Origin of the sequence: Bradyrhizobium sp. 613_E4_N2_2 (assembly GCF_052075995.1) — a bacterium.
GTDB classification, from domain to species: Bacteria; Pseudomonadota; Alphaproteobacteria; order Rhizobiales; family Xanthobacteraceae; genus Bradyrhizobium; species Bradyrhizobium barranii.
The window spans coordinates 14,328-36,820 of the sequence record NZ_CP197234.1 but is presented as its reverse complement, the minus strand read 5'-3'; the positions used below and the strand labels follow the sequence as shown (position 1 = coordinate 36,820).

General features: G+C 65.3%; 19 protein-coding genes. 8 read left to right on the top strand and 11 right to left on the bottom strand.

The window, feature by feature from the left end; all coding sequences use genetic code 11:
- Positions 1 to 52: 52 nt before the first annotated feature.
- Complete coding sequence (locus AB7290_RS00145; RefSeq protein WP_071908942.1) at positions 53 to 1,246, bottom strand: serine hydrolase domain-containing protein; 1,194 nt, start codon at positions 1,244 to 1,246, stop codon at positions 53 to 55.
- Positions 1,247 to 1,593: 347 nt separating this feature from the next.
- On the opposite strand from AB7290_RS00145, the gene AB7290_RS00140 reads away from it, so the two are divergent.
- On the top strand, positions 1,594 to 1,914 hold the full coding sequence (locus AB7290_RS00140; protein WP_028150598.1) for a hypothetical protein: 321 nt from the start codon (positions 1,594 to 1,596) through the stop codon (positions 1,912 to 1,914).
- 112 nt (positions 1,915 to 2,026) lie between these two features.
- Positions 2,027 to 3,520 carry an NAD-dependent succinate-semialdehyde dehydrogenase gene (locus AB7290_RS00135; protein ID WP_071908943.1) on the top strand — a complete coding sequence of 498 codons (1,494 nt, stop codon included), beginning with the start codon at positions 2,027 to 2,029 and terminating at the stop codon, positions 3,518 to 3,520.
- Positions 3,521 to 3,533: 13 nt separating this feature from the next.
- Here AB7290_RS00135 and AB7290_RS00130 read toward each other — a convergent pair whose 3' ends face one another.
- Positions 3,534 to 4,157, bottom strand: coding sequence for a helix-turn-helix domain-containing protein (locus tag AB7290_RS00130; protein ID WP_161495935.1), 624 nt, complete (start codon positions 4,155 to 4,157; stop codon positions 3,534 to 3,536).
- Positions 4,158 to 4,463: 306 nt separating this feature from the next.
- On the opposite strand from AB7290_RS00130, the gene AB7290_RS00125 reads away from it, so the two are divergent.
- Both AB7290_RS00125 and AB7290_RS00120 read left to right on the top strand, forming a co-directional pair.
- On the top strand, positions 4,464 to 5,384 hold the full coding sequence (locus AB7290_RS00125) for an NAD(P)H-binding protein (RefSeq protein WP_085405061.1): 921 nt from the start codon (positions 4,464 to 4,466) through the stop codon (positions 5,382 to 5,384).
- 8 nt (positions 5,385 to 5,392) lie between these two features.
- Positions 5,393 to 5,746: a nuclear transport factor 2 family protein gene (locus AB7290_RS00120; protein ID WP_167767947.1), complete on the top strand. Its 354-nt coding sequence runs from the start codon at positions 5,393 to 5,395 to the stop codon at positions 5,744 to 5,746.
- 45 nt (positions 5,747 to 5,791) lie between these two features.
- Here AB7290_RS00120 and AB7290_RS00115 read toward each other — a convergent pair whose 3' ends face one another.
- From AB7290_RS00115 to AB7290_RS00105, 3 genes are all read right to left on the bottom strand, one after another.
- Positions 5,792 to 8,008, bottom strand: a complete 2,217-nt coding sequence (locus AB7290_RS00115; RefSeq protein WP_085405063.1) for an SLC26A/SulP transporter family protein — start codon at positions 8,006 to 8,008, stop codon at positions 5,792 to 5,794.
- 379 nt (positions 8,009 to 8,387) lie between these two features.
- A complete protein-coding gene (locus AB7290_RS00110) occupies positions 8,388 to 9,302 on the bottom strand; it encodes a phosphoribosylaminoimidazolesuccinocarboxamide synthase (RefSeq protein ID WP_085405113.1) in 915 nt (304 codons plus the stop codon).
- A gap of 78 nt (positions 9,303 to 9,380) precedes the next feature.
- A complete protein-coding gene (locus AB7290_RS00105; protein WP_085405114.1) occupies positions 9,381 to 10,298 on the bottom strand; it encodes a pirin family protein in 918 nt (305 codons plus the stop codon).
- A 64-nt stretch (positions 10,299 to 10,362) separates the two neighbouring features.
- Here AB7290_RS00105 and AB7290_RS00100 point away from each other — a divergent pair, with 64 nt between their 5' ends.
- From AB7290_RS00100 to AB7290_RS00090, 3 genes are all read left to right on the top strand, one after another.
- Complete coding sequence (locus AB7290_RS00100) at positions 10,363 to 10,935, top strand: GNAT family N-acetyltransferase (RefSeq protein ID WP_085405064.1); 573 nt, start codon at positions 10,363 to 10,365, stop codon at positions 10,933 to 10,935.
- 62 nt (positions 10,936 to 10,997) lie between these two features.
- A complete protein-coding gene (locus tag AB7290_RS00095; protein ID WP_085405115.1) occupies positions 10,998 to 12,062 on the top strand; it encodes a helix-turn-helix domain-containing protein in 1,065 nt (354 codons plus the stop codon).
- A gap of 213 nt (positions 12,063 to 12,275) precedes the next feature.
- Complete coding sequence (locus tag AB7290_RS00090; protein ID WP_085405065.1) at positions 12,276 to 13,703, top strand: serine hydrolase domain-containing protein; 1,428 nt, start codon at positions 12,276 to 12,278, stop codon at positions 13,701 to 13,703.
- Positions 13,704 to 13,903: 200 nt separating this feature from the next.
- Here AB7290_RS00090 and AB7290_RS00085 read toward each other — a convergent pair whose 3' ends face one another.
- A complete protein-coding gene (locus tag AB7290_RS00085; RefSeq protein ID WP_085405066.1) occupies positions 13,904 to 15,271 on the bottom strand; it encodes an MmgE/PrpD family protein in 1,368 nt (455 codons plus the stop codon).
- A 120-nt stretch (positions 15,272 to 15,391) separates the two neighbouring features.
- Here AB7290_RS00085 and AB7290_RS00080 point away from each other — a divergent pair, with 120 nt between their 5' ends.
- A complete protein-coding gene (locus AB7290_RS00080; protein WP_085405067.1) occupies positions 15,392 to 16,507 on the top strand; it encodes an FUSC family protein in 1,116 nt (371 codons plus the stop codon).
- 6 nt (positions 16,508 to 16,513) lie between these two features.
- On the opposite strand, the gene AB7290_RS00075 is transcribed toward AB7290_RS00080, so the two are convergent.
- From AB7290_RS00075 to AB7290_RS00055, 5 genes are all read right to left on the bottom strand, one after another.
- Complete coding sequence (locus AB7290_RS00075; protein WP_085405068.1) at positions 16,514 to 17,827, bottom strand: SMI1/KNR4 family protein; 1,314 nt, start codon at positions 17,825 to 17,827, stop codon at positions 16,514 to 16,516.
- Positions 17,828 to 17,970: 143 nt separating this feature from the next.
- The gene (locus AB7290_RS00070; RefSeq protein WP_085405069.1) at positions 17,971 to 18,621 is read right to left on the bottom strand and encodes a 2-hydroxychromene-2-carboxylate isomerase; all 651 of its coding nucleotides are present in this window, start codon (positions 18,619 to 18,621) and stop codon (positions 17,971 to 17,973) included.
- Positions 18,622 to 18,643: 22 nt separating this feature from the next.
- Positions 18,644 to 20,038: an MATE family efflux transporter gene (locus AB7290_RS00065; RefSeq protein WP_085405070.1), complete on the bottom strand. Its 1,395-nt coding sequence runs from the start codon at positions 20,036 to 20,038 to the stop codon at positions 18,644 to 18,646.
- A gap of 223 nt (positions 20,039 to 20,261) precedes the next feature.
- Complete coding sequence (gene murA / locus AB7290_RS00060) at positions 20,262 to 21,557, bottom strand: UDP-N-acetylglucosamine 1-carboxyvinyltransferase (protein ID WP_014491005.1); 1,296 nt, start codon at positions 21,555 to 21,557, stop codon at positions 20,262 to 20,264.
- A gap of 248 nt (positions 21,558 to 21,805) precedes the next feature.
- Positions 21,806 to 22,273: a hypothetical protein gene (locus AB7290_RS00055; protein ID WP_085405071.1), complete on the bottom strand. Its 468-nt coding sequence runs from the start codon at positions 22,271 to 22,273 to the stop codon at positions 21,806 to 21,808.
- Positions 22,274 to 22,493 lie beyond the last annotated feature (220 nt).

Sequence of the window (22,493 nt, the reverse complement as noted above, 5' to 3'; positions counted from 1 at the left end):
GGTTATCCATTGCAGCGAAGGCGCGCGACGCCGCGCGCCTCATACTAAGGGGTTAGGCCGCCTTCTTCCCGCTGCCCGCATCGAGCCCGGCATAGACACCACGCTCGAAGCCCGTGAAGGCCTCGATGCACTTGGCGTCGACGAACGGCAACACCTGCATCAGGATCACGCCGGAAACATCGCGCGCCGGGTCGATCCAGAAATAGGTGTTGGCGAGACCGGCCCAGGCGAGGCTGCCGGCGCTGCGGCCCTCCGGCGTCTTGGCAGTATTGATCAGGAAGGACAGCCCCCACTTCTTCACGATGTCGGGGAAGAGATCGACATCGTTGGTGTACATGGGCGCAACCGTCGTCATCTTGCCAATGGTGAGATCGCCGATGTGGTTCTGGCCCATCAGCGCGACCGTCTCGGGCTTCAGCACCTGGTTGCCGTTGCCGCGGCCCTTGTTGAGGATCATCTGGGTGAACTTGATGTAGTCGCCGGCAGTGCCGTAAAGGCCGCCGCCGCCCATGCAAAATTCCGGATTCTGCTCGATCTCGAACGGAATCGGCGCCAGCGATCCATCCTCGCCGCGAGCATGGGTGGCGACCAGCCGCTGGCGCATGTTGTCGGTGATCTTGAAGCCGGTGTCGCTCATACCGAGCGGAGTGAAGAGATTGTCGCGCAGATAGGCATCGAGCCGCTTGCCGCTCACGGCTTCCACTGCCTTGCCGACGAAGTCGATGTTGATGCCGTATTCCCAGCGCGTACCGGGATCAGACATGATCGGCGTCTTCAGCGCGACGTCCTGGCAGGAGAAGATGTTCGGGGTTCCGGTCTTCTCCAGATAGACCGCGAGATCGCCGTTCCACACATTGTAAGCAAAACCGGCGGTGTGGGTCATGAGCTGGCGTAGCGTGATCGCGCCCTTCGCCGGCCGCAGTTTTGGCTCGCCCTTGGCATCAAAACCTTCGAGCACCTGCGGCTTGGCGAGGTCGGGCAGCACCGAACCGATCGGCGCATCCAGCGACAGCTTGCCCTGCTCGACGAGCTGCATCGCGCCCGCTGAAGTCACCGCCTTCGTCATCGAGGCGATCCAGAACACGCTGTCGTCAGTCATCGCATCGGGCTTGGACAGGTCGCGCTTGCCGAACGCGCCTTGATAGATCACGTCGTTGCCGCTGGCGGCGATCGCGACGACGCCGGGAATCTCCTTGGCGTCGCTCTTCTGGCGCAGGATCTCGTCGATCTGGGCTTTGCTTTGCATACGCGTTTCCTCCGGTTTGATTATTGTTGGAAGCGAATGATTGTCCTCCTGCACGGTCCGCGCGGCAAGCGCGTCCAGATGCCCGCGCCGGTCGCGATGTCGTGACTTGACGGTGCGTGGCGTGCGCAGGACGAGAGAGGGCTGAACTGCAACACTCCGTCACAATCTGCGGTGGATGGCCGCAACTCACCGTGACCGTGGATAGGCTCTGGCGATATGTTTCACGTGTTTGAAGCACTTGAAACATTTTGTGCGTTGCGGCGTTTCCGCACGCGGCCAATCGACGGCCAACGTTAAGACTTGATGCAAATATTGGCGGTCGTTCATGACCGCGAGGGGGACCTCAGATGATTTCGACTTGGAGCGAATGGAAGCGCTATCCCCGTCCCGGACGGGGCGACAATCTCGAGGCGCCGATTTCGCCCGGCATTTACGAGGTCCGGATCGCCGGCACCGGCGCGCTCTATTCGTTCGGCGCCGTCGACAATCTGGCGCAGGCGCTGGCGCTGCTTCCTGTGGGCTCGAAATCCTGGTTCGGCCGCCGCGACACCTCCGACGTTCCCGATCTCGAATATCGGACGTGCGCGACGTCCTCGAAGGCCGACGCCAAGGCAGCCGCTGAGCGCATGATCGGCCGGCGCGAGACCTATATGAGCGGCGCGGCATAACCGCGCCGTTGCCACTTTAACTCCCAGCAGATGTGCGTTGCGGGACGGTGCATTGCGCGCCGTCTGTCCCTATATTCGGGGCCGATCCGATCGCGCCCCGAGGAGTAACGCCATGACCCCGACTGCCGCCGCACGCGCCCCGCAAGCCACGTCCAATCTGCGCGACCGGTTGAAGGATCCGTCGTTGCTGAAGGAGGCCTGCTACATCGACGGCGCCTGGGTCGGCTCGCCGGTCTTCGCGGTGAACAATCCTGCGACCGGCATCGAGCTCGCGAAGGTTCCGCAGCTTGGTGCGGACGATACGACCAAGGCGGTCGAAGCCGCCGAGCGCGCCTTTCCGGCCTGGGCCAAGCACACCGCCAAGCAGCGCTCCAACATCCTGCGCAAATGGTTCGAGCTGATCATCGCCAACCGTGAGGATCTCGCGCTGATCCTCACCTCCGAGCAGGGCAAGCCGCTCTCCGAGGCGCTCGGCGAGGTCGATATCGGTGCCGCCTATATCGAATTCTTCGCCGAGGAAGCCCGTCGCGTCTATGGCGAGACCATCCCGACGCAGCGGCCCGATGCGCGCCTGCTCGCGATCAAGCAGCCGATCGGCGTCTGCGGCGCCATCACGCCGTGGAATTTCCCGAACTCGATGATTACCCGCAAGGTTTCGCCGGCGCTGGCGGCCGGCTGCACCGTGGTGCTGAAGCCCGCCAACGAGACGCCGCTCTCGGCGCTGGCGCTGGCCGTGCTCGCCGAGAAGGCCGGCGTGCCCAAGGGCGTGCTCAATATCATCACCGGTGACGCGCCGCCGATCGGCAAGGTGCTGTGCGAGCACCCGGCGGTGCGCTTCGTCGGCTTCACCGGCTCGACCGCGGTCGGCAAGATCCTCTACCAGCAGGCCGCCGTCGGCGTGAAGCGGCTCGGCCTCGAGCTCGGCGGCAATGCGCCGTTCGTGGTGTTCGACGATGCCGATATCGATGCCGCGGTCGAAGGCGCGATCGTCTCGAAATACCGCAACATGGGTCAGACCTGCGTCTGCGCCAACCGCATCTACGCCCAGGACAAGATCTACGACGAGTTCGTGCAGAAGCTCTCGAAGAAGGTCGCGGCGATGAAGATCGGCGATGGTACCGAGAGCGGCGTCACGCAGGGCCCGCTGATCAATTTGAAAGCGGTCGACAAGGTCGAGCGCCACATCGCGGACGCGGTCAAGCGCGGCGCCAAGGTCGTCACCGGCGGCAAGCGCAGTGAGCTCGGACGCTCCTTCTTCGAGCCGACGGTGCTTGCCGACGTCAAGCCGGACTCGCTGGTGGCGCAGGAAGAAACGTTTGGCCCGCTCGCGCCGGTGATCCGCTTCAAGGACGAGGCCGATGTGATCGCGATGTGCAACGCCTCACCGTTTGGCTTGGCTTCGTACTTCTACTCCCGCGATCTCGGCCGCGTCTGGCGCGTCGCCGAAGCGCTGGAATCCGGCATGGTCGGCGTCAACACCGGCCTGATCACGACCGAAGTCGCGCCCTTCGGCGGCGTCAAGGAAAGCGGCCTTGGCCGCGAAGGCTCGCGTCACGGCATGGAAGAATATGTCGAGATCAAATACGTGATGATGGCGGGGGTGTAGGGCCCGCCGCCGATCAGTCCTTGCTTCGACGTAGTTCGCTGGGACTGCGTCCGAGTTCGCGTCGCATCCATTTGGCCAGATGGGACTGATGGGCAAAGCCGGCTGCGAGGGCAACATCGCTTAGCTTGCGATCGCCTTGAAGGAGAAGCTGGCGCGCGTGCTCGACTCTCCTTCTCAGGATGTAGCGATGAATCGTGATATCCATGGCCGCTTTGAACCAGGTCCGCAGATGCGAGCTGCTGACGCCGGCCTCGCGGCTGAGAATGTCGATTGTGAGCGGCTGGTCGAGATTTGCATCGATATAGGCGAGGACTCTCTGGAGCTGCGCGTTCGAGAGGCGGATGGCCTCTCCCGGCGGATCATTCGCCAGGTTGATCAATTCGACCGCCAGGGCCATTCCCACGTTTTCGGCAAACAGCGGCCCGCTCGGCGAGCCCGCTTTCACGTCGCTTTCGAGTGCCTGTCCGAGCAGAACGATACGGTCATTCCGCAGCATATGATGATGCGCGAGCCGGGCGGATGCCAATTGCCGGCTCCTGGATGCTGCGTGGTCCAGCATGCTTGGTGCGAGCCGGATCTGAAGCGACTGGTAGGGCGTCTCCGCAACGAAGCCACCGATCGCGCCCGACGGAACCACATCGATATCGCCGGCCTGACGTAGAAACTGCTCCCCGGTCTCGAGACAGAATGAGCGCGTCGCCCGGCTGAGGTGGATGATGATGCGGTGATCGCCGATCGGCTCCAGCGCAACGGCGTCAGGCTCGGTTCGCCTGGCCGCAGCGGTGGCGCCGGCCGATGTTGACGCCGAACTCGATCTCGCACGCATGGGTCAGGCTCCAGATCTTGGCGGAACGTGTTCGATATTTGGCGGATCGTGCGCGATTTTCAACGGCGCCGGCGTCAAAGAACTCATCTGTCGTTTCCCGACAAATGAGGATGCCAAGTGAGTCACTACGTGATTGTGGGAGCCGGCCCGGTCGGGCGCGAAACCGCGCGCCTTCTGGCGGAAGAAGGGCACAGTGTCATCCTGACCAGCAGGAATGCCGGATCGCTCAATGCCGGCGATGTGCGTACGGTTTCGTCGGATGCCACCGATGCCGCACAGCTGGCGGTACTCAGCAAGGGCGCGGATGCGATCTTCATGTGCGCGATGGCGGCCTATCATCGTTGGCCGACCGACTTCTTTCCGATCATGGACGGAACGGTCAAGGCGGCCGAGCAGGTTGGTGCCAGGCTGCTCGTGGTCGGGAATGTCTATGGCTATGGCGCGGGGGCTGCGAGCCCGCTCACGCCAAACATGGAGCCGGACCCGACCACCCGAAAGGGCACGACCCGGCACATCATGTGGCAGCGTGCGTTGCGATCGAGCGTTCCCGCCCTTGAAGTGCGGGCGAGCGATTATCTCGGCGAGGGCGCAGTCGCCTATTTTTCCCTGCTGGCGTTGCCGTCGCTGCTTAGGAACGAGGCGGTTGCCTTCCTCGGCGATCCGGATGCCGCGCATGCCTGGTCTTTCACCAAGGACACGGCGAAGACGCTGGTTGCGGCGTCGCGCTTCACCGGAGAATGGGGCCGCGCCTTTCACGTGCCGTCGCAGTCGGCGTCGGTGCGCGAACTGGTACGGAGATTCGCAGCCGCACTGAAGATCGACGCTCCTGGCCTGTCGCGACTCGCCCCGGCTGAGCTGGAAGGCATCGGCTTCAGCGAAGGGATCGAGATGGCCTATTTGTTCGAAAAGCCGCTTTTGCTCGATGCCGGCGATACAGAGAAACTGCTGGGCGTCACCGCGAGCAGTCTGGACACGATGGTTCGCGACACACTTTCGCAAGTAGCAGACATGGATGCGACAGAGAAGGAAGCAAAATGAGTGAACAGGTGACCAATCTCGTCCAGAACTACATCGCGGTCTGGAACGAGAGAGATGCCGGGAAGCGCCGGTTGCTGATCGACAGAGTCTTCAGCGACGCGTGCGTCTATATCGATCCGAATGACTCGGTGGCTGGAAAGGACGCGATCGAGCGCCTGGTGCAAGCCTTGCAGGCGAGACTTCCGGATCTCCGCTTCACGCTCGCCGGTCACGTGAACGCGCATCACGATCAGGTCCTGTTCGGCTGGACGCTGGCTGCGCCCGGAGCCGCAACACCTGCCGCCACAGGCGTCGACATGGCGGTGTTGGACGGTGACCGCATTCGGCAGCTTCATGGATTTGTAAATCCGAGGGACCAATAGCGTGTAGCCCGGATTGCGCTCCGCTCGATCCGGGCTACAGGCCCGTCACCGCCGCAACACCGCAATCGTCCGGTTCGCGAACGTCAGCCGCTCGGCCATGACCGACACGAAAAAGGTCAGCAGCTTGTGGCTGAGCGCGGGGTCCTCGTCCCTGATCGCGTCGAACTGGAGCGTGTTGAGCACGTAGAGCACGCTGGCGACCTCGGCCTGGATCGTCGCGCTGCGCGGCGTGTTCGACACCAGTCCCATCTCGCCGATCGTGGTGTAGCGCCCCAGGCTGCGCACGCGCGTGGTGCGGTCGTCGTCGGCGGGGACCATGATGCCGACGCGGCCGTCGAGGATGAAATGCATGGAATCGGCGGGGTCGCCGGCCTGCACGATGATGTCGCCGGCCTCGACCTCGAGGCGCTGGCAGCGGTGGATCAGCGCGTCGGCGTCGGCCTCGCTGTCGAGTATCCCGGTGAACCAGTCGCGCAGGCTGGCTTCTTCCTGCACCCGCCCCTGATGCTGCGAGATGATCTCGTTCTCGCACCATTCCAGCGCATGATCGAGCTCGCCGATGATGGTGACGCCTTCACCGACGAAGTCGCTGGAGCGCAGCACCTTCTCGGCCGCCGCCGACAGATGCACCAGGATCAGCTCGACGCCGAGGTCATGCGCGCTGCGCTTGATCTGGGCGAAGCTGTAGGCAGCCGAGGAGTCGACGCCGGTGACGAGCTTGAAGTCGAACAGCAGATAACGGCACTCCGGGCGCTCCTGGAGCAGCTGCTTGACGTGCTGGTAGAGCCGGTTGGCGGAGCCGAAGAACAGATAGCTCTGCAAGTTCAGGCCCTGGATGTTGCCGCCATGGGCCAGCAGCACGTCCTGGTCGTCGCGCGAGCGGTCGAGCGAGGAGCGATATTCCGAGCCGTCGAAACTGTATTTGATCGACTCCACCCGTGCGGCGCTGAACGCAAACGTCGCGCAGCCAATGATCACGCCGATCAGGATGCCCGGGACGAAGCCCCAGGCGACGATGATCGCGATGATGGCGATCAGGGAGATATATTCGAGCTTCGAGAGCCGCTTGCGCGACTCGATGATCCATTTGTGGAGTTGGTCGGCGCCGAGATAGAGCAGAAGGCCACCGATGACGAATTTCGGGATGAAACCGAGCAGATCGGGCGCGACGGCAAGCATCAGCAGGGACAGCGCCGCGACCGTAAGGCCGGACAGGCGCCCGCGGCCGCCGCTGGAGAAATTGAGGATCGAACGGCTGATCGAGCTGCACCCGGCATAGCCACCCAGCATGCCGGTCAGGATATTGGCGGCGCCGGTGACGTTCAGCTCGCGCTCCAGATTGGCCTCGCGATGCACGGCAACCTCGATGCCGGTGGTGTTGAACAGCGTGCTTGAGGCCGTGACGAAGATGACGGCAACCACGTTGCCGAGCAGGTCCGGCACGGCAAACCAGGGATAGCGGGCGAGTTCGTCGGTGTGCCAGGGCAGCATGAAGACCGCCTGCGGCGGCGGCTGAAACGTCCAGCCCAGGGCGCGAGCGTGATCGAATGAAACACCGGTGATCCAGAACGCCAGATGCGCCGTGAGCACGCCGCCGACCAGGATGATCGGCAGTCCGAACGGGCTGCGCGAGCGATGCCAGGTCAAGTACAGCACCAGCGCCATCGCGCAGGCGGCGCCCAGCTCCAGCAATGTGGTGCCGTTGGCGAAGTGCGTCAGCGTCGTGAACTGGAGCGGGTGGTTGGTGATCACCCGCACCGCGCCCAGGGCGATGAGAAGCCCGGTGGCGCCGAGGAAGCCGCCGACGACGGGATAGGGCACGTAGCGGATGGCGCGGCCCAGCCGCGTCAGGCCCAATCCGCACAGCACCAATCCTGTCAGCACCGTCGACAGGCCGAGCGTGATCAGAACCGGCGAGAGCAGCGGTGCCGACAGGTTCGCCGTCTCGAGGCGTTCGACCACCGAGGCCGCCAGAATTCCCGTCACCGCCGCGGTCGAGCTGTCGGGAGCACCAACTGCGAAGGGCAGGGAGCTGCCGAGCCCGATGACGATCGCAAGCACCGCGGAACTGACGAACGTCGCCGTGATTCCGTAGGACAGGTAAGGCGAGAGCGGCCCGGCGAAGATCAGCAGCGAATAGGACAGCCCGAAGGTGACGGTCAGGACGCTGGCCGCCGTTCCGCCCAATATATCATTCAACGCACGCTTGAGGGCCGGATTGAATCGCGAAGCCGGGCTGAGAATAATTGCTGGATCGGTCACGCCGTTGCGCTCGCCCCTGAAAAGTCCCGTCCCGAGACGTAGACGAGTACGGGCCTAGCGCAACTGGATTCTTGTAACTGTGAAATATCCGACAGTTTTGCGGTGAGGATCTCCATTCACGACATGTGAATGGTCAACCATATGGTGGACGGAAAAACCGAAGCTTTGGCGCACATTTAGTGTCGTGGCAGAAAGCCGTTCCACGCCCACCGCTGTCATTCCCCGCGAAAGCGGGGAATCCAGTACGCCGCAGCCTCTCCGTATCCCATCGCCGTCTCTGGAATACTGGATCGCCCGGTCGAGCCGGGCGATGACAGTTGAGGGTGTAGCGGACAGCCTCCCCAATCACGTCATTGCAAGCGCAGCGGTGGCGCCGAAGCTAGATCTTCAGCTCTTTCCCCGTCACGCGCCTGTAAGCTTCGAGATAGCGCTTGCTGGTTGCGTCCACGACGCTGGCGGGCAGCGGGGGCGGTGGCGCGTCGCCGTTCCAGCGGCCGGCGTGGCGCTCGACGTCGAGATAATCGCGCAAAGGCTGCTTGTCGAAGCTCGCCTGCGGCTGGCCGGGCTTGTAGGCATCGACCGCCCAGAAGCGCGAAGAATCCGGCGTCATGACTTCGTCGATCAGGATGATACGGCCGTCCTTGTCGCGGCCGAACTCGAACTTGGTGTCGGCGATGATAATGCCCTGCTCGCGGGCGAGCTCCTCGCCGAGCGTATAGACCGCGCGCGTCATGCTCTCGAGCGTGTAGGCGACCTCGTCGCCGACGACTTCTCGCATCTTGGCGATGGTGATGTTCTCGTCATGGCCAGTCTCGGCCTTGGTCGCCGGGCTGAAGATCGAAGGCTCCAGCTTCTCGCTCTCGACGAGGCCCGCCTTCAGCTTCTCGCCGGCCAGCGTGCCGCTGGCGGCATATTCCTTCCAGGCGGAGCCCGAGAGATAGCCGCGGATCACGCATTCGATCGGGAAGACGGTGGTGCGGCGCGAGAGCATGGCGCGGCCGAGGATCTCGGCGCGATGCGGCTTCAAGGCCGGCACGGCGGCAATGATCTCGTCGGCGTCGGCGCTGATCATGTGATGCGGCACCACGCCTTCGAGCTCGTTGAACCAGAATGCGCTGATCTGGGTCAGCACCGCGCCCTTCATCGGGATGGTCTCGCCCATCACGACGTCGAAGGCGCTGATGCGGTCGGTGGTGACGAGCAGCAGGCGGTCGTCGTCGACGGCGTAGATATCGCGCACCTTGCCGCGTCCGATCTTGGGCAGGGGCAGGTCGCTGGAGAGCATGGCGGTCATCGGCAGGGCCTTCGCAGACAAGTCCATCGGACAGGAGATTCAGGCCGCACTGGATGGTACGGCCTAAATCGGGATAGCCTATTCCGGCAGCGGAATGAACTCATGTTCCTGCGGAACCGCGGCGAAGCGGCCGGTTTTCCAGTCCTCCTTGGCCTGCTCGATCCGCTCCTTGCTGGAGGAGACGAAATTCCACCAGATGTGGCGCGGGCCTTCCAATGCATCGCCACCGAGAAACATCATGCGCGTCGCTTTCAACGCCTTCACGGTGATGTGGTCGCCGGGCCGGAAGATCAGGAGCCGCGGCCCCTCGTACCGCTCGTTCGCGATCTCGACCTCGCCGTCGACGACGTAGATGGCGCGCTCCTCGTGGTCGGGGTCGAGCGGCACGCTGGCGCCCGCGACCGCCGTGACCTCGGTGTAGAACCAGGGCGACACCATCGTAACCGGCGAGGTGATGCCGAACGCGGAGCCCGCGATCACCCGCGCGGTAAAATCGCGCTCGGAAATCATCGGCAGATCGCCCGCTCCGTAATGCTGGAACGACGGCGCGATCTCCTCGGATCCGGCCGGCAGCGCGATCCAGCTTTGCAGGCCCAGCATCTGCTGGCCCGAGGCGCGCTGCGCGTCCGGGGTGCGCTCGGAATGGGCGATGCCGCGGCCGGCGGTCATCAGATTCATCGCGCCGGGCGCGATCTCCTGGACGTTGCCCTCGCTGTCGCGATGCATGATCGAGCCGTCGAACAGATAGGTGACGGTGGCAAGCCCGATATGCGGATGCGGCCGCACGTCCATGCCCTTGCCGGAGACGAACTGCACCGGGCCGAAATGATCGAAGAAGATGAAGGGCCCGACCATTTGCCGCCTGCCATGCGGGAGCGCGCGCCGCACCACGAACCCGTCGCCGAGGTCGCGGGTGCGTGGCACGATGACGAGATCGAGTGCGTCGCAGGACATGGGATCGCCGAGCACGGGATCGTTCGAGGGTTGCCAGCTCATCTTGGTCTCCTGTTTCTTGCTGGTATGATCGTAACAGAACAATGTCGGGAACGGGAGAAGACCGATGATCCCACCGCTCAAGCCAGGCGCCAGGCTGCTCGAGGTCACGGGCCCCAGAATCGAGACGGAACATTTGATCCTGCGGCCATGGCGAGCGAGCGATATTGCACCGAACGCCGCGATGCTGTCCGATCCCGGCACCGCCCGCTTCATCGCCGCCGACGGCAAGCCGGTCACGACCGAGATTGCCGGCTGGCGTAACGCGGCCGTGATCTCCGGGCACTGGGCGCTCCACGGCTTCTGCATGTTTGCTGTCGAGGAGAAATCGAGCGGCAGCTACATCGGGCGGGTTGGTCCGTGGTGCCCGCCGGGCTGGCCCGGCTTCGAGGTCGGTTGGGGCATCGCCAGGGAATTCCGCGGCAAAGGTTATGCGGTGGAAGCGGCCAGCGCATCGATCGACTGGGTGTTCGACAGCTTTGAGATCGACGAGATCATGCACTGTATCGAGAGCACGAATATGCCGTCGCAGGGCGTGGCGCGCAGCCTGGGAGCCCGGAAGGAGCGCGAGATCGATCTGTTCGGCAAGCCGGCCGACGCCTGGATCACGTCGCGCGCCGCGTGGACCCGGCGAAATTGAATCGGTCTCTGATCTGAACTAGGTTCGCGTCACGCGCGTGCGTGCGCGATCGGGTCGACCGGATGCTGCTTGCCCATCTCGAACTTGCCTTTCGCGCCGGCGCCGTGGCGCTGCTGTTGGTGTTGGCGGCATCGTTGTTCTCGGACTTCCGCAACGTGCTGGCGGCTCGCCTCGGCGCAGCCTTCGCGCTCGGCTCGGCCGCACATGCGGTGAGCTATTCGGTGGGCGTGACGTCGCTGGTGCCGGCCTGGCATGCGCCGCTGATCGCACTGTCGACCGGCAATATCGTGGTGTTCTGGCTGTTCACGCGCGCGCTGTTCGACGACGATTTTCGCTTGCGCTGGTGGCATGGGTTGATTTGGGCTCTGGTGACAGCGTTCAGCTTCGCCGGGTGCGTCTGGATCGCGCCGGGCGGCCATGTGCGGTTCTCCGTCACCGTGGTGAACCTGATCGTGCTCGGCTTCATCGCGCTCGCGGTGGGGCAGACGATCGCCTCGTGGCCGGCCGACCTGGTCGAGCGCCGGCGGCGTGCCCGCGTCTTCATCGTCTGCGCTGCCGCGCTCTATGGCGGGCTGAACGCGCTGCTCCAGATTGCCGTCGCCGGCAGCGACGTCGGCGATGCCGCCAACACCATCAATGCCGGCGTGCTGGCCTGCGTCGTCGCGGCCATCGCCACCGCGATGATGCGTGTCGATGGCGCGGACCTGTTTCCGTCGACGGCGGGCATCACGCCAGCGGTCATTCTGAGCCATCCCACAGCCACCGATGAAGCCGCCGACCAGAAGCTGATCGATGCCCTGATGCGGCTGATGGCGGACGAGCGGATCTATCGCCAGGAGAACATCACCATTGGCGTGCTGGCGGGCCGGCTGAAAATTCCCGAATACCGGCTGCGCCGGCTGATCAACCAGCGGCTCGGCTACCGCAATTTCAATGTGTTCCTGAACAACCACCGGATCGAGGAAGCCAAGGCCGCGCTCGCCGATCCCGCGCAGGCCGAGGTCCCCGTCATCACCATCGCGATGGACGCCGGCTTCCAGTCGCTCGGTCCCTTCAACCGGGCCTTCAAGGCGGTCACGGGCGTGACGCCGACGGAATACCGGCGGCTGAAGGTGAGTGCGGCGTAACGGGCTCTTCGCCTCTCCCCGCTTGCGGGGCGAGGGAGCACGCCGCCGACAGGGTGGCAGTTTCCTCGAAAGTAAGAATTTGAAATAACTGGCTATTTTCATAATCGACCAGCCCGGTTCAGTTTCAGCCAGTCCATTTTCCAAATCCGGCGAGCACTCCTCCGCTCACTCCGGCTTCCTGCCCGGCACGTTCCCCGAAGCCGGAGAAAGCCCGTGACCCGCCGCCGCAAGATCATCCTCTTCACCACCACCGTCGCCTGTATCGGCCTCGCATTCGGCGCGGCTCGCGCGCGCAACGCGCCGCAGGTCGCCACCGGCTTCCTCGCCGACATCCTCTGCGCCGAGACATTTGTCTCCGGCCTCGATCCGCAGCGCACCTTCATCGAGACCACCGACGCGATGCCCGGCTCGGGACTGATCACCTGGGCGATGGACTACCGGATCGACCGGGCGCGCAAGGACGTCACCGTGACGCTGTTCGGCCTCGGCCGCAGCCATGCCGTCTATCGCGAGGGGCTGGGCTGTACGCTGGAGCACGGCGCTGATATCGCCGACGTCGCGCCGCCGGCGGAGGACAAGCAGCCCGCATTGCTCCCCGAGATCGCGGGACCTTCGATCGTGCCGCCGCAAAGCGAGGGGCTATCGGCCGCACTCGATCGCGCCTTCACCGAACCGGCGCAGCCGCCCGCCCGCCGCACCCGCGCCATCGTCGTCATGAAGTCGGGCCGCGTCATCGCCGAGCGCTATGCGGATGGTGTCGGGCCGGAGACGCCGCTGCTCGGCTTCTCCATGACGAAGTCGGTGATCTCGGCGCTAACAGGCATTCTCGTGCGCCAGGGCAAGCTCAAGCTCGACGAGCCCGCGCCGGTTGCCGCGTGGACAAATCCGGACGATCCCCGCCACGCCATCACCGTCGACCAGCTGCTTCGGCACACCGCGGGCCTCGCGCTCGGCAGCTCGCTGCAGGCTTCGCTCGGCTCCGCCTTCGAACCGGTCAATCGCATGAAATTCATCGAGGACGACATGGCCGCCTATGCTGCGAGCATGCCGCTTGCGACCGCGCCGGGCACGGTGTGGAATTATCACGACGGCAACACCATCATGCTCGCGCACCTGATCCGCAACGCCGCCGGCGGCACCCCCGCGGACGCGCTGCGCTTCGCGCGCCGTGAATTGTTCGCGCCGCTCGGCATGCGCCATGTCACGCTCCAGCTCGACGGCGCCGGCACGATCGAGGGATCGAGCGAGATGCTGGCCTCCGCGCGCGACTGGACGCGCTTCGGTCAGCTCTATCTCAATGACGGCGTCGCCGGCGGCAAGCGTATCCTCCCCGAGGGCTGGGTGAATTACGCGGCGTCAGCCACGCCGAATGCCTGGGTCGGCATCGGCGCCGGCTTCTGGACCAACCAGGGCGACAGTTTCGGCGCGAATTTCCGCGTGGAGCACGGCTGGCCGCGCGATGCCTTCTTCGCCAAGGGCACGATCGGGCAGTACACGATCGTGATCCCGTCGGAGCGTCTGGTGATCGTGCGGCTGGGACGCTCGCCGAACTGGCCGCCGGAAGCGGACGGCGTGTTCGATCTGGTGCGGGATGTCGTGGCAGCCACGCGCGAGAAGGGGAAAATGGCGGGGGTGGATTGATGACAGCAGCGGAGCGCGGTCTCTTCTTCCTTCTCCCCTTGTGGGAGAAGGTGGCGCGAAGCGCCGGATGAGGGGTCTCTATCCGCGAATTAGACCGCTAGAGAGTCGCGCGCGGAGAGAACCCCTCACCCGGCTGCGCTTCGCGCATCCACCCTCTCCCACAAGGGGCGAGGGTGCACCGTCTGCGCGGAGGGAATCTCCTACCTCCCGAGCTCCGTGGCCTTCGCCACGCGGTCGAACCGCTCCAGCGTCATGATCGCGTCGGCAAACTTCTCCGCGCGCGCGTTCAGCACCGGGCGTGCCAGCGTCAGAAACTTCTGCTGCATCGCCTGCGCATCGGGGAACGAATTCGGCTCGCCCGAGGGATCAGCATAGAGCCGCTCATGCACGCCATCGTCCGTGGTGATGCTGACGCGCGCACCGAACGGATGGGTGCGGCCGACCTCGAGCCGGTCGTCCTGCACCACGTCGAACTTGTCGGCGAGCGCGTCGATGGCGGCGTCGCCCAGGCGGTTGTAATCATCCCAGCCGAACGAGCCCTGGTCGAGCGCGAGCGCGCCGGTGAAGAACATCGAGAACTGGCCGCCGACGATCGAGGTGGGATGCCGCTTGGTCGCGGCATCGCCGGTCAAGGTGATGCCGTTCCGATGCAAACCGATCTCGACGCGCTTGACCTGATCGGGCGTCAGATTGTGCTCGCGCCGCATCGCGATCAGCGCGTCGATCGCCGCATGGGTGTAGCGGCAGCTCGGATATGGTTTGACGCCGATCTTCATGGTCTCATAGGTCTTGCCGAGCTCGGCCACCGCCTTGTCGGGATGCGCATCATCGGTGTAGCCGGCGAGCAGGCCGTGCTTGCCCTCGACCGATTCCGTCGCGCCGACGAAATCGTTGCGCGCCAGCGTCGCGGCGATCACGCCATTCATCGCGGCGGCGCCGACCTGGTAGCGCTTGTTCCAGGCGCCGTTGACCAGGAATTGCAGCGAGCCCGCGGCCTGGCTGCCGGAGACGCCGAACGCGGCGACGATCTGCGCCTCGGACAGGCCGAACAATTTGCCGGCGGCGGCCGCCGCGCCATAGGTGCCGGCGGTCGCGGTCGGATGGAAGCCGCGCGCATAATGCGAGGTCGGGTCGAGCGCGTTGCCGAGCCGGCAGCAGACCTCATAGCCCGCCACGATCGCGGTCAGCACGTCGCGGCCCGAGGCGCCGACCATCTCGCCGACGGCGAAGGCGGCCGGAACCACCGGCGCGCTCGGATGCAGCGAGGAATCGGCGTGGGTGTCGTCGAAGTCGAGGGAATGGCCGAGCGCGCCGTTGAGGAGGGCGGCGACCGCCGGCGTCCAGGTCTTGCTGTCGCCGAACACGGTGGACTCACCCTTGGTGTCGAGCGCGAGCGCTTCCAGCATCTTCAGGATCGAGGGGGTGGATTCCGCCTCGCTGCGGGCCCGGATGGCGCTGCCGAGGAAGTCCAGCGTCAGCACCTTGGCGCGATCGAGCACCTCCGCCGGAATATCCTGGTATTTCAGATTGACGACGTAGGCGGCGAGCGTTGCGGTTTCGTGAGCCATCGTGTTTCCTCGTTTTGGCGCGCAAGTTAGGCGGGCTGATTTGGCCTTTCAAGCGGCCTTGGGGCCGCGAGCACCAGCTATGCTTTTGGCAGGCTCCAAAAAGGATCGGGACTTCTGACGATGGCATTTGCAAAACAGCTGTTCGACCGGATCAGGTCGCGGCGGACGCAACTCGGATTGGCGATCCGGGTCACGGTGGCCGCGGTGGCGGCCTATGCGATCGCCACCGCGCTGCATCTGCTATTGCCGCTCTGGGCCGTGCTGACCTCGCTGATCGTGACCCAGATGAGCGTCGGCCGCTCGTTGAAGGCGACGCGCGACTACGTGCTCGGCACCATCGGCGGCGCCATCTATGGCGGCGCCATCGCGATCCTGATCCCTTATTCGACCGAGGCGGGCCTGTTGGGGCTGCTGGTGCTGGCGGTCGCGCCGCTCGCCTTCGTGGCTGCGATCAACCCAAGCCTCAACGCCGCCACGGTGACGGCGATCATCGTGCTGCTGGTTCCGACCATGCATCATTCCGATCCCATGGCGTCGGCGATCGACCGCGTCAGCGAGGTCGGGGTCGGCGCCATCACGGGCCTGCTGGTCTCATTCCTGGTGCTACCGTCGCGCGCCGTGCGGCAGATCCGCGCCAGCGCGGCCACGCTGCTTGAGCTGATCGCGGATGCCTTCACCGAACTGCTCGCGGGGCTCACGCGCGGCCGCGACAACGACGCGCTGCACCGGATCCAGGACGGCATCGGCACGGCAATGGTGGGCATGAATGCCATCGGAGCCGAAGCCGAGCGTGAGCGCTCCGCGCGACTGTCGAGCGGGCCCGACACCGGCCCGCTGCTGCGTACCGTGCTGCGGCTGCGCCATGACGTCGTGATGATCGGCCGTGCCACGGTGGTGCCGCTGCCGGCCGAGGTGCAGATGCGGCTTGCAGCCCCGCTGACGGAAGTCTCGACCGTGATCGCGCGATTCCTTCGCTCCGCCGCTGCTGCCTTGCGCGAGGGTGTCGGCGCGCCGGCGATCCATCCCGTCCACGTCGCGCTCCAGCATTATGCCGAGGCCGTTGCCGCCGTCCGTCATGACGGCCTGATCCGAGGCCAGCCCGGCGACACCGCCGAGCGCTTCTTCGCGATCGGCTTCTCGCTGGAGCAGATGCACCAGAACCTCTGCGACCTCGATCGCGTCGTCGGCGAATGGTCGGAAGCCTCGACCGACAAGTCCGCGCGCGTGGCGGAATGAGTCGCGTTACAGATCGAAGAACGCGAGTTGCGTTGCGTCGCGCCGCTCGATGCCATCGGTCAGCGTCTTCAGCGCGACGTCAAAACCCGGCTGCTGCTGCTCCAGCTCCCACGCGCCGTCATGGTCCCACTGAAAGCACTGGCCATAGCGTTCGCCGGGCTCGACATGGAGCAGCAGGCAGCGGCTGAGCTGCGACGGCTCGGCAACCGGCACCAGATGTTTCAGCGAGACGCCGTATTCCTGACGGAAATAGGCGCAGGCCTCTTCGAGCTCGTCCTCGGAATGGGCAATGAAGTCCAGGACATTGCGAAGCTGCGTGGCGAGTTCATCAGGCGCATAGAAGCGAAGCTCGGACGATGATTCAGGCAGCCGCACCATCAATTCGGTCTCACCGCGCGTCAGCAGGAACTTGCGATAGTCATCGGGGAGCCGGACGCCGAGCGCCTGCTCCGCTTTGCTCACGTCCGCTTCGCTCGCCGGCGTACCGGATTTCCAGCGCCAGCCTTTGCTTGATGTTCCCGCCTTGCGCTGGGCCTCGTAGTCCTCATAGCCCGGAAACGCCATGATGTCCTCATAGCCGCCGAACCGCGACCATTGAAAGGCGTCGTCGAAGGCCTCTTCGCGCCGCTCGGGAAAATAGCCGCAGAGCAGCTCGGCGCGCTTGAGGATGCGCGTGTGGTTCGGGGCGGTCTTGCAAAGATGCTCGATCGTCTTCAGTGATGCCTCGGGATTGTCGGCCTGAAGATAGGTATCGCTCAGTAATTCCAGGATGCGTCCTTCGAGATCGTTCTCGTTGAGCGACCACGCATAATGCGGCTGCCCGGCAGCGCGCCGCGCAACGAGCGTATCGCGCGCCTGTTCGGCAAAGCGCACCGCCTGTGCGAGATCTTCACCGGCGACCTTGCCGCGGCGAGCGGCGTGCCAGAGATACAACGGCTCATGTTCGGCCGGCGTGCCCTTGAGCGCGTCGAGCTGCGCGGCCTGCTCGGCCATCGGCGCGCTGAGCGCCAGGATCATCAGCTCATCGAGCCCCTTCTGCCAGTCCGGCTTGGCTTGCGGATCGGACCCGAGGTCGCGCAGCGTGTAGTTGGTATGATCCGTCTCGACATAGCCGGCCGCGACCAGCTTGGCGACATGACGGCGGAAAGCCGCGGCCGTGTCGGCGATGCCGGGAAATTCCTTGCGCAGAAATTCGTTCGCGTCGGGATCACCCTTCCAGTTCATGTGAACGCCGATCACCATGGGATCGCTGCCCGGGACCAGCATCAATTCGCGATCGTCATCGCCGGGCGCGCGGTGGAAGAACTTTGCCAGATACATGCGACCCTCCGAACGCGCCGCCGGGATCGGGGCGCCACGTCTCAGTCGCAGATTCAGGGAAACCGGTTCATGCCGGCCGGCAAGAGCGTTTTCGAGCGAAGTGGATAGCGGTTCGCGTGAAGAAAACGCGTCCAAAACAACGATCAGCGCCTTTTCAGGCCCTTATCCACCATGCGCCAGACCAGCAGATCGATGCGGTCCTGGCCGAAGAACGGCTCGTTCTCGAACACGAAGGTCGGCACGCCCCAATGGCCGGAGGCGGCATGGTCCTTCTCGTTCTCGGCGATCACCCGCTCGTAGCGATCGGGGTCTGCGCTGATCGCTTCATCCATCGCGGCGAGATCGAAGCCGGCCGCCTCAGCGGCGCGCGCGAGGTGATCGCCTTCGTTCCAGCCCGCCACCGAGCCGTCCCACAGCACGCGCGCGATCGCATCGGTGAATGCGAGCGAGCGGCCTTCGAGCTGCGCCATCGCGCCCAGCCGGGTCAGGCGGTGGATGTAGGGCTGCTCGGCCGCAACATCGAATGTCGTCTTGTCCTGCACGATCGGATCGGGTCTCGGAAAGCGGAACGGGATGCCCTCGTGCTGCGCCACGCGCGTGCTGTCGAGCACCACATAGCGAATGAAGTTCGGGCTGGCCTTCTTGAAGAAGCCGGGCACGCGGACGGCGAGCGGATAGACCGGCCGCAAATTCACCGCGAGATCGTACTGTTCGACGAGCTTGAGCGTCTTCGGCAGTGCCAGATAGCTGAAGGGACTGCGGTAGGAGTAGAAGAGGTCCACGGACAGGGTCATCGCACCGGCTCCATGATCCCGATCATCCCGCCAGTCTGCGCGTCAGCATGCGGAAGCGCAAGATCAGGAGGCCGGCATAGACGAACGTGCCGGTCGAGAACCCGATCCAGACGCCGACCGCGCCGAGCCCGACATTGAAGGCCAGCACCCAGGCGATGGGAAAGGCGACGCACCAATAGCCGATCGCCGCGAACAGCAACGTCATCCTTGTATCGTTGATGCCGCGCAGCGCGCCGGCCATGATGGTCTGGAGGCCGTCGGCGATGAAGAAGGTCGCGCCGACCAGCAGCAGGGTCGCCGTCAGCTCGACGGTGGCCGCGCTGGCCTCGCTGCTCCCGAAGAACAGCCGTCCGAGCTCGTAGCGGCCGAGGATGATGGCAACGGTCAGGGCCGAGACCAACGCTACGCCAAGCACCGCCGCGACGAGGCCCGCGCGCCTCACCGCGGCCGGGTCGTCGCGGCCGAAAGCATGGCCGACACGGACCGTCGCCGCCATGCCGATGCCAAGCGGGACCATGAACAGCACGGCCGTGACCTGGAGCGCGATCTGGTGCGCGGCAAGCGCCGTGGTCGAGATCAATCCCATCAGCAGCGCGGCGGACGAGAACAGGCCGTATTCCAGCAGCAGGGAAAACGAGATCGGCGCGCCGACCGCGATGAGCTGTCGCATCAGGGGCCAGTCGATCCGCCACAGATGAGCGAGCGGGCGGTAGTCCGCGAACGGCTTTCGCCATGCGGCGATGGCAAGCACGGCGAGGAAGGTGCCGAGATTGACGAGCGTGGTCGCAAGCCCCGCGCCGAACAGGCCGAGCTCCGGCAGGCCGAACAGGCCGTGGATCAGGCAATAGACCAGCGCCGCGTTGGCGGGGATCGCTGCAACGGTGATCCACAGCGGCGGCTGCGGCCGGTTCACCGCGCTCATCATGCTGCGCAACGCGATGAAGCCGAGCGCCGGCGCGATGCCCCAGGCCAGCCCGTTCAGATAGCGCTGCGCGAGCGCGGCCGATTGCGGCGCCTGTCCGAGCGCCAGCAGGATGCGCTCGCCATAGAGCGGCGAGGCCATCATCGGCAGCGAGATCAGGAGTGCGATCCACAGGCCGGCGCGCAGCGAGCGGCGGATGCGCTTGACGTCGCCGGCACCGAACGCCTGCGCGGCCAGCGGCGACACCGCGGCCATCAATCCGAGCCCGAAGGTGAAGCTGACGAAATAGACCGTGTGCGCCAGCGCGGCGGCTGCGACCGCATCCTCGCCAAGCCGCCCGATCAGCGCGAGATCGGTCGTGATCATCGCGATCTGCCCGAGCTGCGTCAGCATCATCGGCACGGCCAGCCGCAGCGTCTCGACGAACTCTTCGGCGAGATGGTTTTGCGGCACGCCGGCTTGCGGCTGCGGACGAGGCTGGACGGTGTCGAGCATGGCGGTTGCAATAGCACAGCCGCACGTCGAAAACATGGCCCCCGAGTGCGAGATGCTTCTTCACCCTCTCCCCTTGTGGGAGAGGGTGGCTCGCCGCGCAGCGGCGAGACGGGTGAGGGGTATGTCTCCGCGAATTCAAATCAGAGTGGATTCGCGGAGACATACCCCTCATCCGGCGCTTCGCGCCACCTTCTCCCACAAGGGGAGAAGGGAAGAGGAGCCCTCAGCCCTTCCTTTCAGGCACGCGCCTGATCTTCGCGCCGAGCGCGTTCAGGCGTTCGTCGATGCGCTCGTAGCCGCGCTCGATCTGGTCGGCGTTGTTGATCGTGGAGGTGCCCTCGGCGCAGACCGCGGCGAGCAGCATCGCCATGCCGGCGCGGATGTCGGGCGAGATCATCGATGCGCCGCGCAGGCGGCTGGGGCCGGCGATGATGGCACGATGAGGGTCACAAAGAACAATTCGCGCGCCCATGGCGATCAGCTTGTCGACGAAGAACATCCGTGATTCGAACATCTTCTCGAACATCAGGATCACGCCGTCGCATTGCGTGGCGGTGACGATCGCGATCGACATCAGATCAGCCGGGAAGGCCGGCCAGGGCTGGTCTTCCAGCTTCGGCACGTGGCCGCCGAAATCGTCCTGGATCTTCAGCGTCTGGTTCGAGGGCACGATGAGATCGTCGCCCTCGATGCGGCAGACGATGCCGAGCCGCTCGAACCCCATGCGGATCGAACGCAGATGCTCGACGCCGGCGCGCACGATGCGAAGCGGGGAGCGCGTGACGGCCGCAAGCCCGATCAGCGAGCCGACCTCGATATGATCGGGCTGGATCCGGTAGGTCGTGGCGCCCAGCGTCGCCGGTCCATGCACGATCATGGTGTTGGTGCCGATGCCCTCGATTCGCGCGCCGAGCGCGACCAGGAAATTGGCGAGGTCCTGCACATGCGGCTCGGAGGCTGCGTTGCGCAAATGGGTGACGCCGTCGGCGGCGACCGCCGCGACCAGCGCGTTCTCGGTTGCGGTGACGCTCGGCTCGTCCAGAAACACGTCGGCACCGGCGAGCTTTGCCGCGCGGAATTCGAGCCGGTCGGTGGCGGTGACCTTGGCGCCCAGTTGTTCGAGCGCGAGCACATGGGTGTCCAGACGGCGGCGGCCGATGACGTCGCCGCCGGGCGGCGGCAGCATCACTTCGCCGCAGCGGGCGAGCAGGGGGCCCGCGAGCAGGATCGAGGCGCGGATGCGCACGCACAGCTCGGGGTCGAGGTCGGCGGCACGGATGCTCTTGGCGTGGATATGCAGCGTGTTGCGGGCGGTCCATTCCGCCGCCGCGCCGACCGAGCGGATCAGCTCGACCAGCGTCTCGGTGTCACGGATCCGCGGCACGTTCTCCAGCGTCACCGGATGCTCGGTGAGCAGGGCGGCTGCGATGATCGGCAGCGCCGAATTCTTGTTGCCGGACGGCTCGATCGAGCCCGAGAGCCGGTGACCGCCCTCGACAATGTACTGGATGGGCGCCACGGGGTTCTCGCTGTCCTGTTGGGTGGGGCTGTTTCGGGCGGAAACTACAGAGATTTGAGCGCGGGAGCAATTGCGGCGGCCGCAGTTGGTGGCCCCGAGGAAGGTCTGAGACCCTCATGGTGAGGAGCGCGGAACGCGCGTCTCGAACCATAGAGGCCCGGCTCGCGCCCGCAGCCATCCTTCGAGACGCCCGCTATCGCGGGCTCCTCAGGATGAGGTCCGGAGCTTGTGGCGCGGCAGGCCGCTCATCAAAACAGCCCGATGATATTCGCGACCACATAGAGGATCGCGATCAGGATCAGCGCGCCGATCATGACGAAGGAAATCTCGATCGCGATGGCGCCGGTGCCGAGGATGGCGGCCACGGCGGCAAGGAGCCGCTCCTCCCGAAAGATCAGCGCGAGGACCGAGAGCAGGATGGCGAGCAGGCCGAGCGAGATCGCGGTGGCCGAAGCGGTTTCGCTCCAGCTCCGTCCAGCCGATTTCTCGACCTTCGGCGCCTGATACTCCACGCCCTTCACGCGCGCGATCACGCGGTCCTTGATGCGATGGCCGGTGTCGACGATGACCTGGTCCGCCGGGGGCGGCGGGAAGATCATCGGCACCACCCAGTGCGGCAGCACCGCCGCCATCAGCGCCAGCACACCGACAATGCTGCCGATGATGCCGAGACGGCGGGAGGGGAGGGCGGAACTGGTCGACGCGGAGGCGGTCATGGCATGGCGTTTTCCCGGCCGGAATTGGCCTTACGGGTTCATGCCGTTTCGTCGCGATGGTGGGGGGTGAGGTTCAGCGATGCTGGGATCGGCCTAACCGTCATGCCCGGGCTTGTCCCGCCTGCGCGGCCGAAGCCGCTTCGGCGAGGCGAAGGCCCGGGCATCCACGTTCCTTGTTCCGCGGAGCAAGGCGTGGATGGCCGGGACAAGCCCGGCCATG

Excerpts from the sequence above, each read along its gene's own strand:
- AB7290_RS00145 (WP_071908942.1), bottom strand. The coding sequence starts at position 1,246 with ATGCAAAGCAAAGCCCAGATCGACGAGATCCTGCGCCAGAAGAGCGAC.
- AB7290_RS00140 (WP_028150598.1), top strand. The coding sequence starts at position 1,594 with ATGATTTCGACTTGGAGCGAATGGAAGCGCTATCCCCGTCCCGGACGG.
- AB7290_RS00135 (WP_071908943.1), top strand. The coding sequence starts at position 2,027 with ATGACCCCGACTGCCGCCGCACGCGCCCCGCAAGCCACGTCCAATCTG.
- AB7290_RS00110 (WP_085405113.1), bottom strand. The coding sequence starts at position 9,302 with ATGACCGCCATGCTCTCCAGCGACCTGCCCCTGCCCAAGATCGGACGC.
- AB7290_RS00105 (WP_085405114.1), bottom strand. The coding sequence starts at position 10,298 with ATGAGCTGGCAACCCTCGAACGATCCCGTGCTCGGCGATCCCATGTCC.
- AB7290_RS00100 (WP_085405064.1), top strand. The coding sequence starts at position 10,363 with ATGATCCCACCGCTCAAGCCAGGCGCCAGGCTGCTCGAGGTCACGGGC.
- AB7290_RS00095 (WP_085405115.1), top strand. The coding sequence starts at position 10,998 with ATGCTGCTTGCCCATCTCGAACTTGCCTTTCGCGCCGGCGCCGTGGCG.
- AB7290_RS00085 (WP_085405066.1), bottom strand. The coding sequence starts at position 15,271 with ATGGCTCACGAAACCGCAACGCTCGCCGCCTACGTCGTCAATCTGAAA.
- AB7290_RS00080 (WP_085405067.1), top strand. The coding sequence starts at position 15,392 with ATGGCATTTGCAAAACAGCTGTTCGACCGGATCAGGTCGCGGCGGACG.
- AB7290_RS00075 (WP_085405068.1), bottom strand. The coding sequence starts at position 17,827 with ATGTATCTGGCAAAGTTCTTCCACCGCGCGCCCGGCGATGACGATCGC.
- AB7290_RS00070 (WP_085405069.1), bottom strand. The coding sequence starts at position 18,621 with ATGACCCTGTCCGTGGACCTCTTCTACTCCTACCGCAGTCCCTTCAGC.
- AB7290_RS00065 (WP_085405070.1), bottom strand. The coding sequence starts at position 20,038 with ATGCTCGACACCGTCCAGCCTCGTCCGCAGCCGCAAGCCGGCGTGCCG.
- AB7290_RS00055 (WP_085405071.1), bottom strand. The coding sequence starts at position 22,273 with ATGACCGCCTCCGCGTCGACCAGTTCCGCCCTCCCCTCCCGCCGTCTC.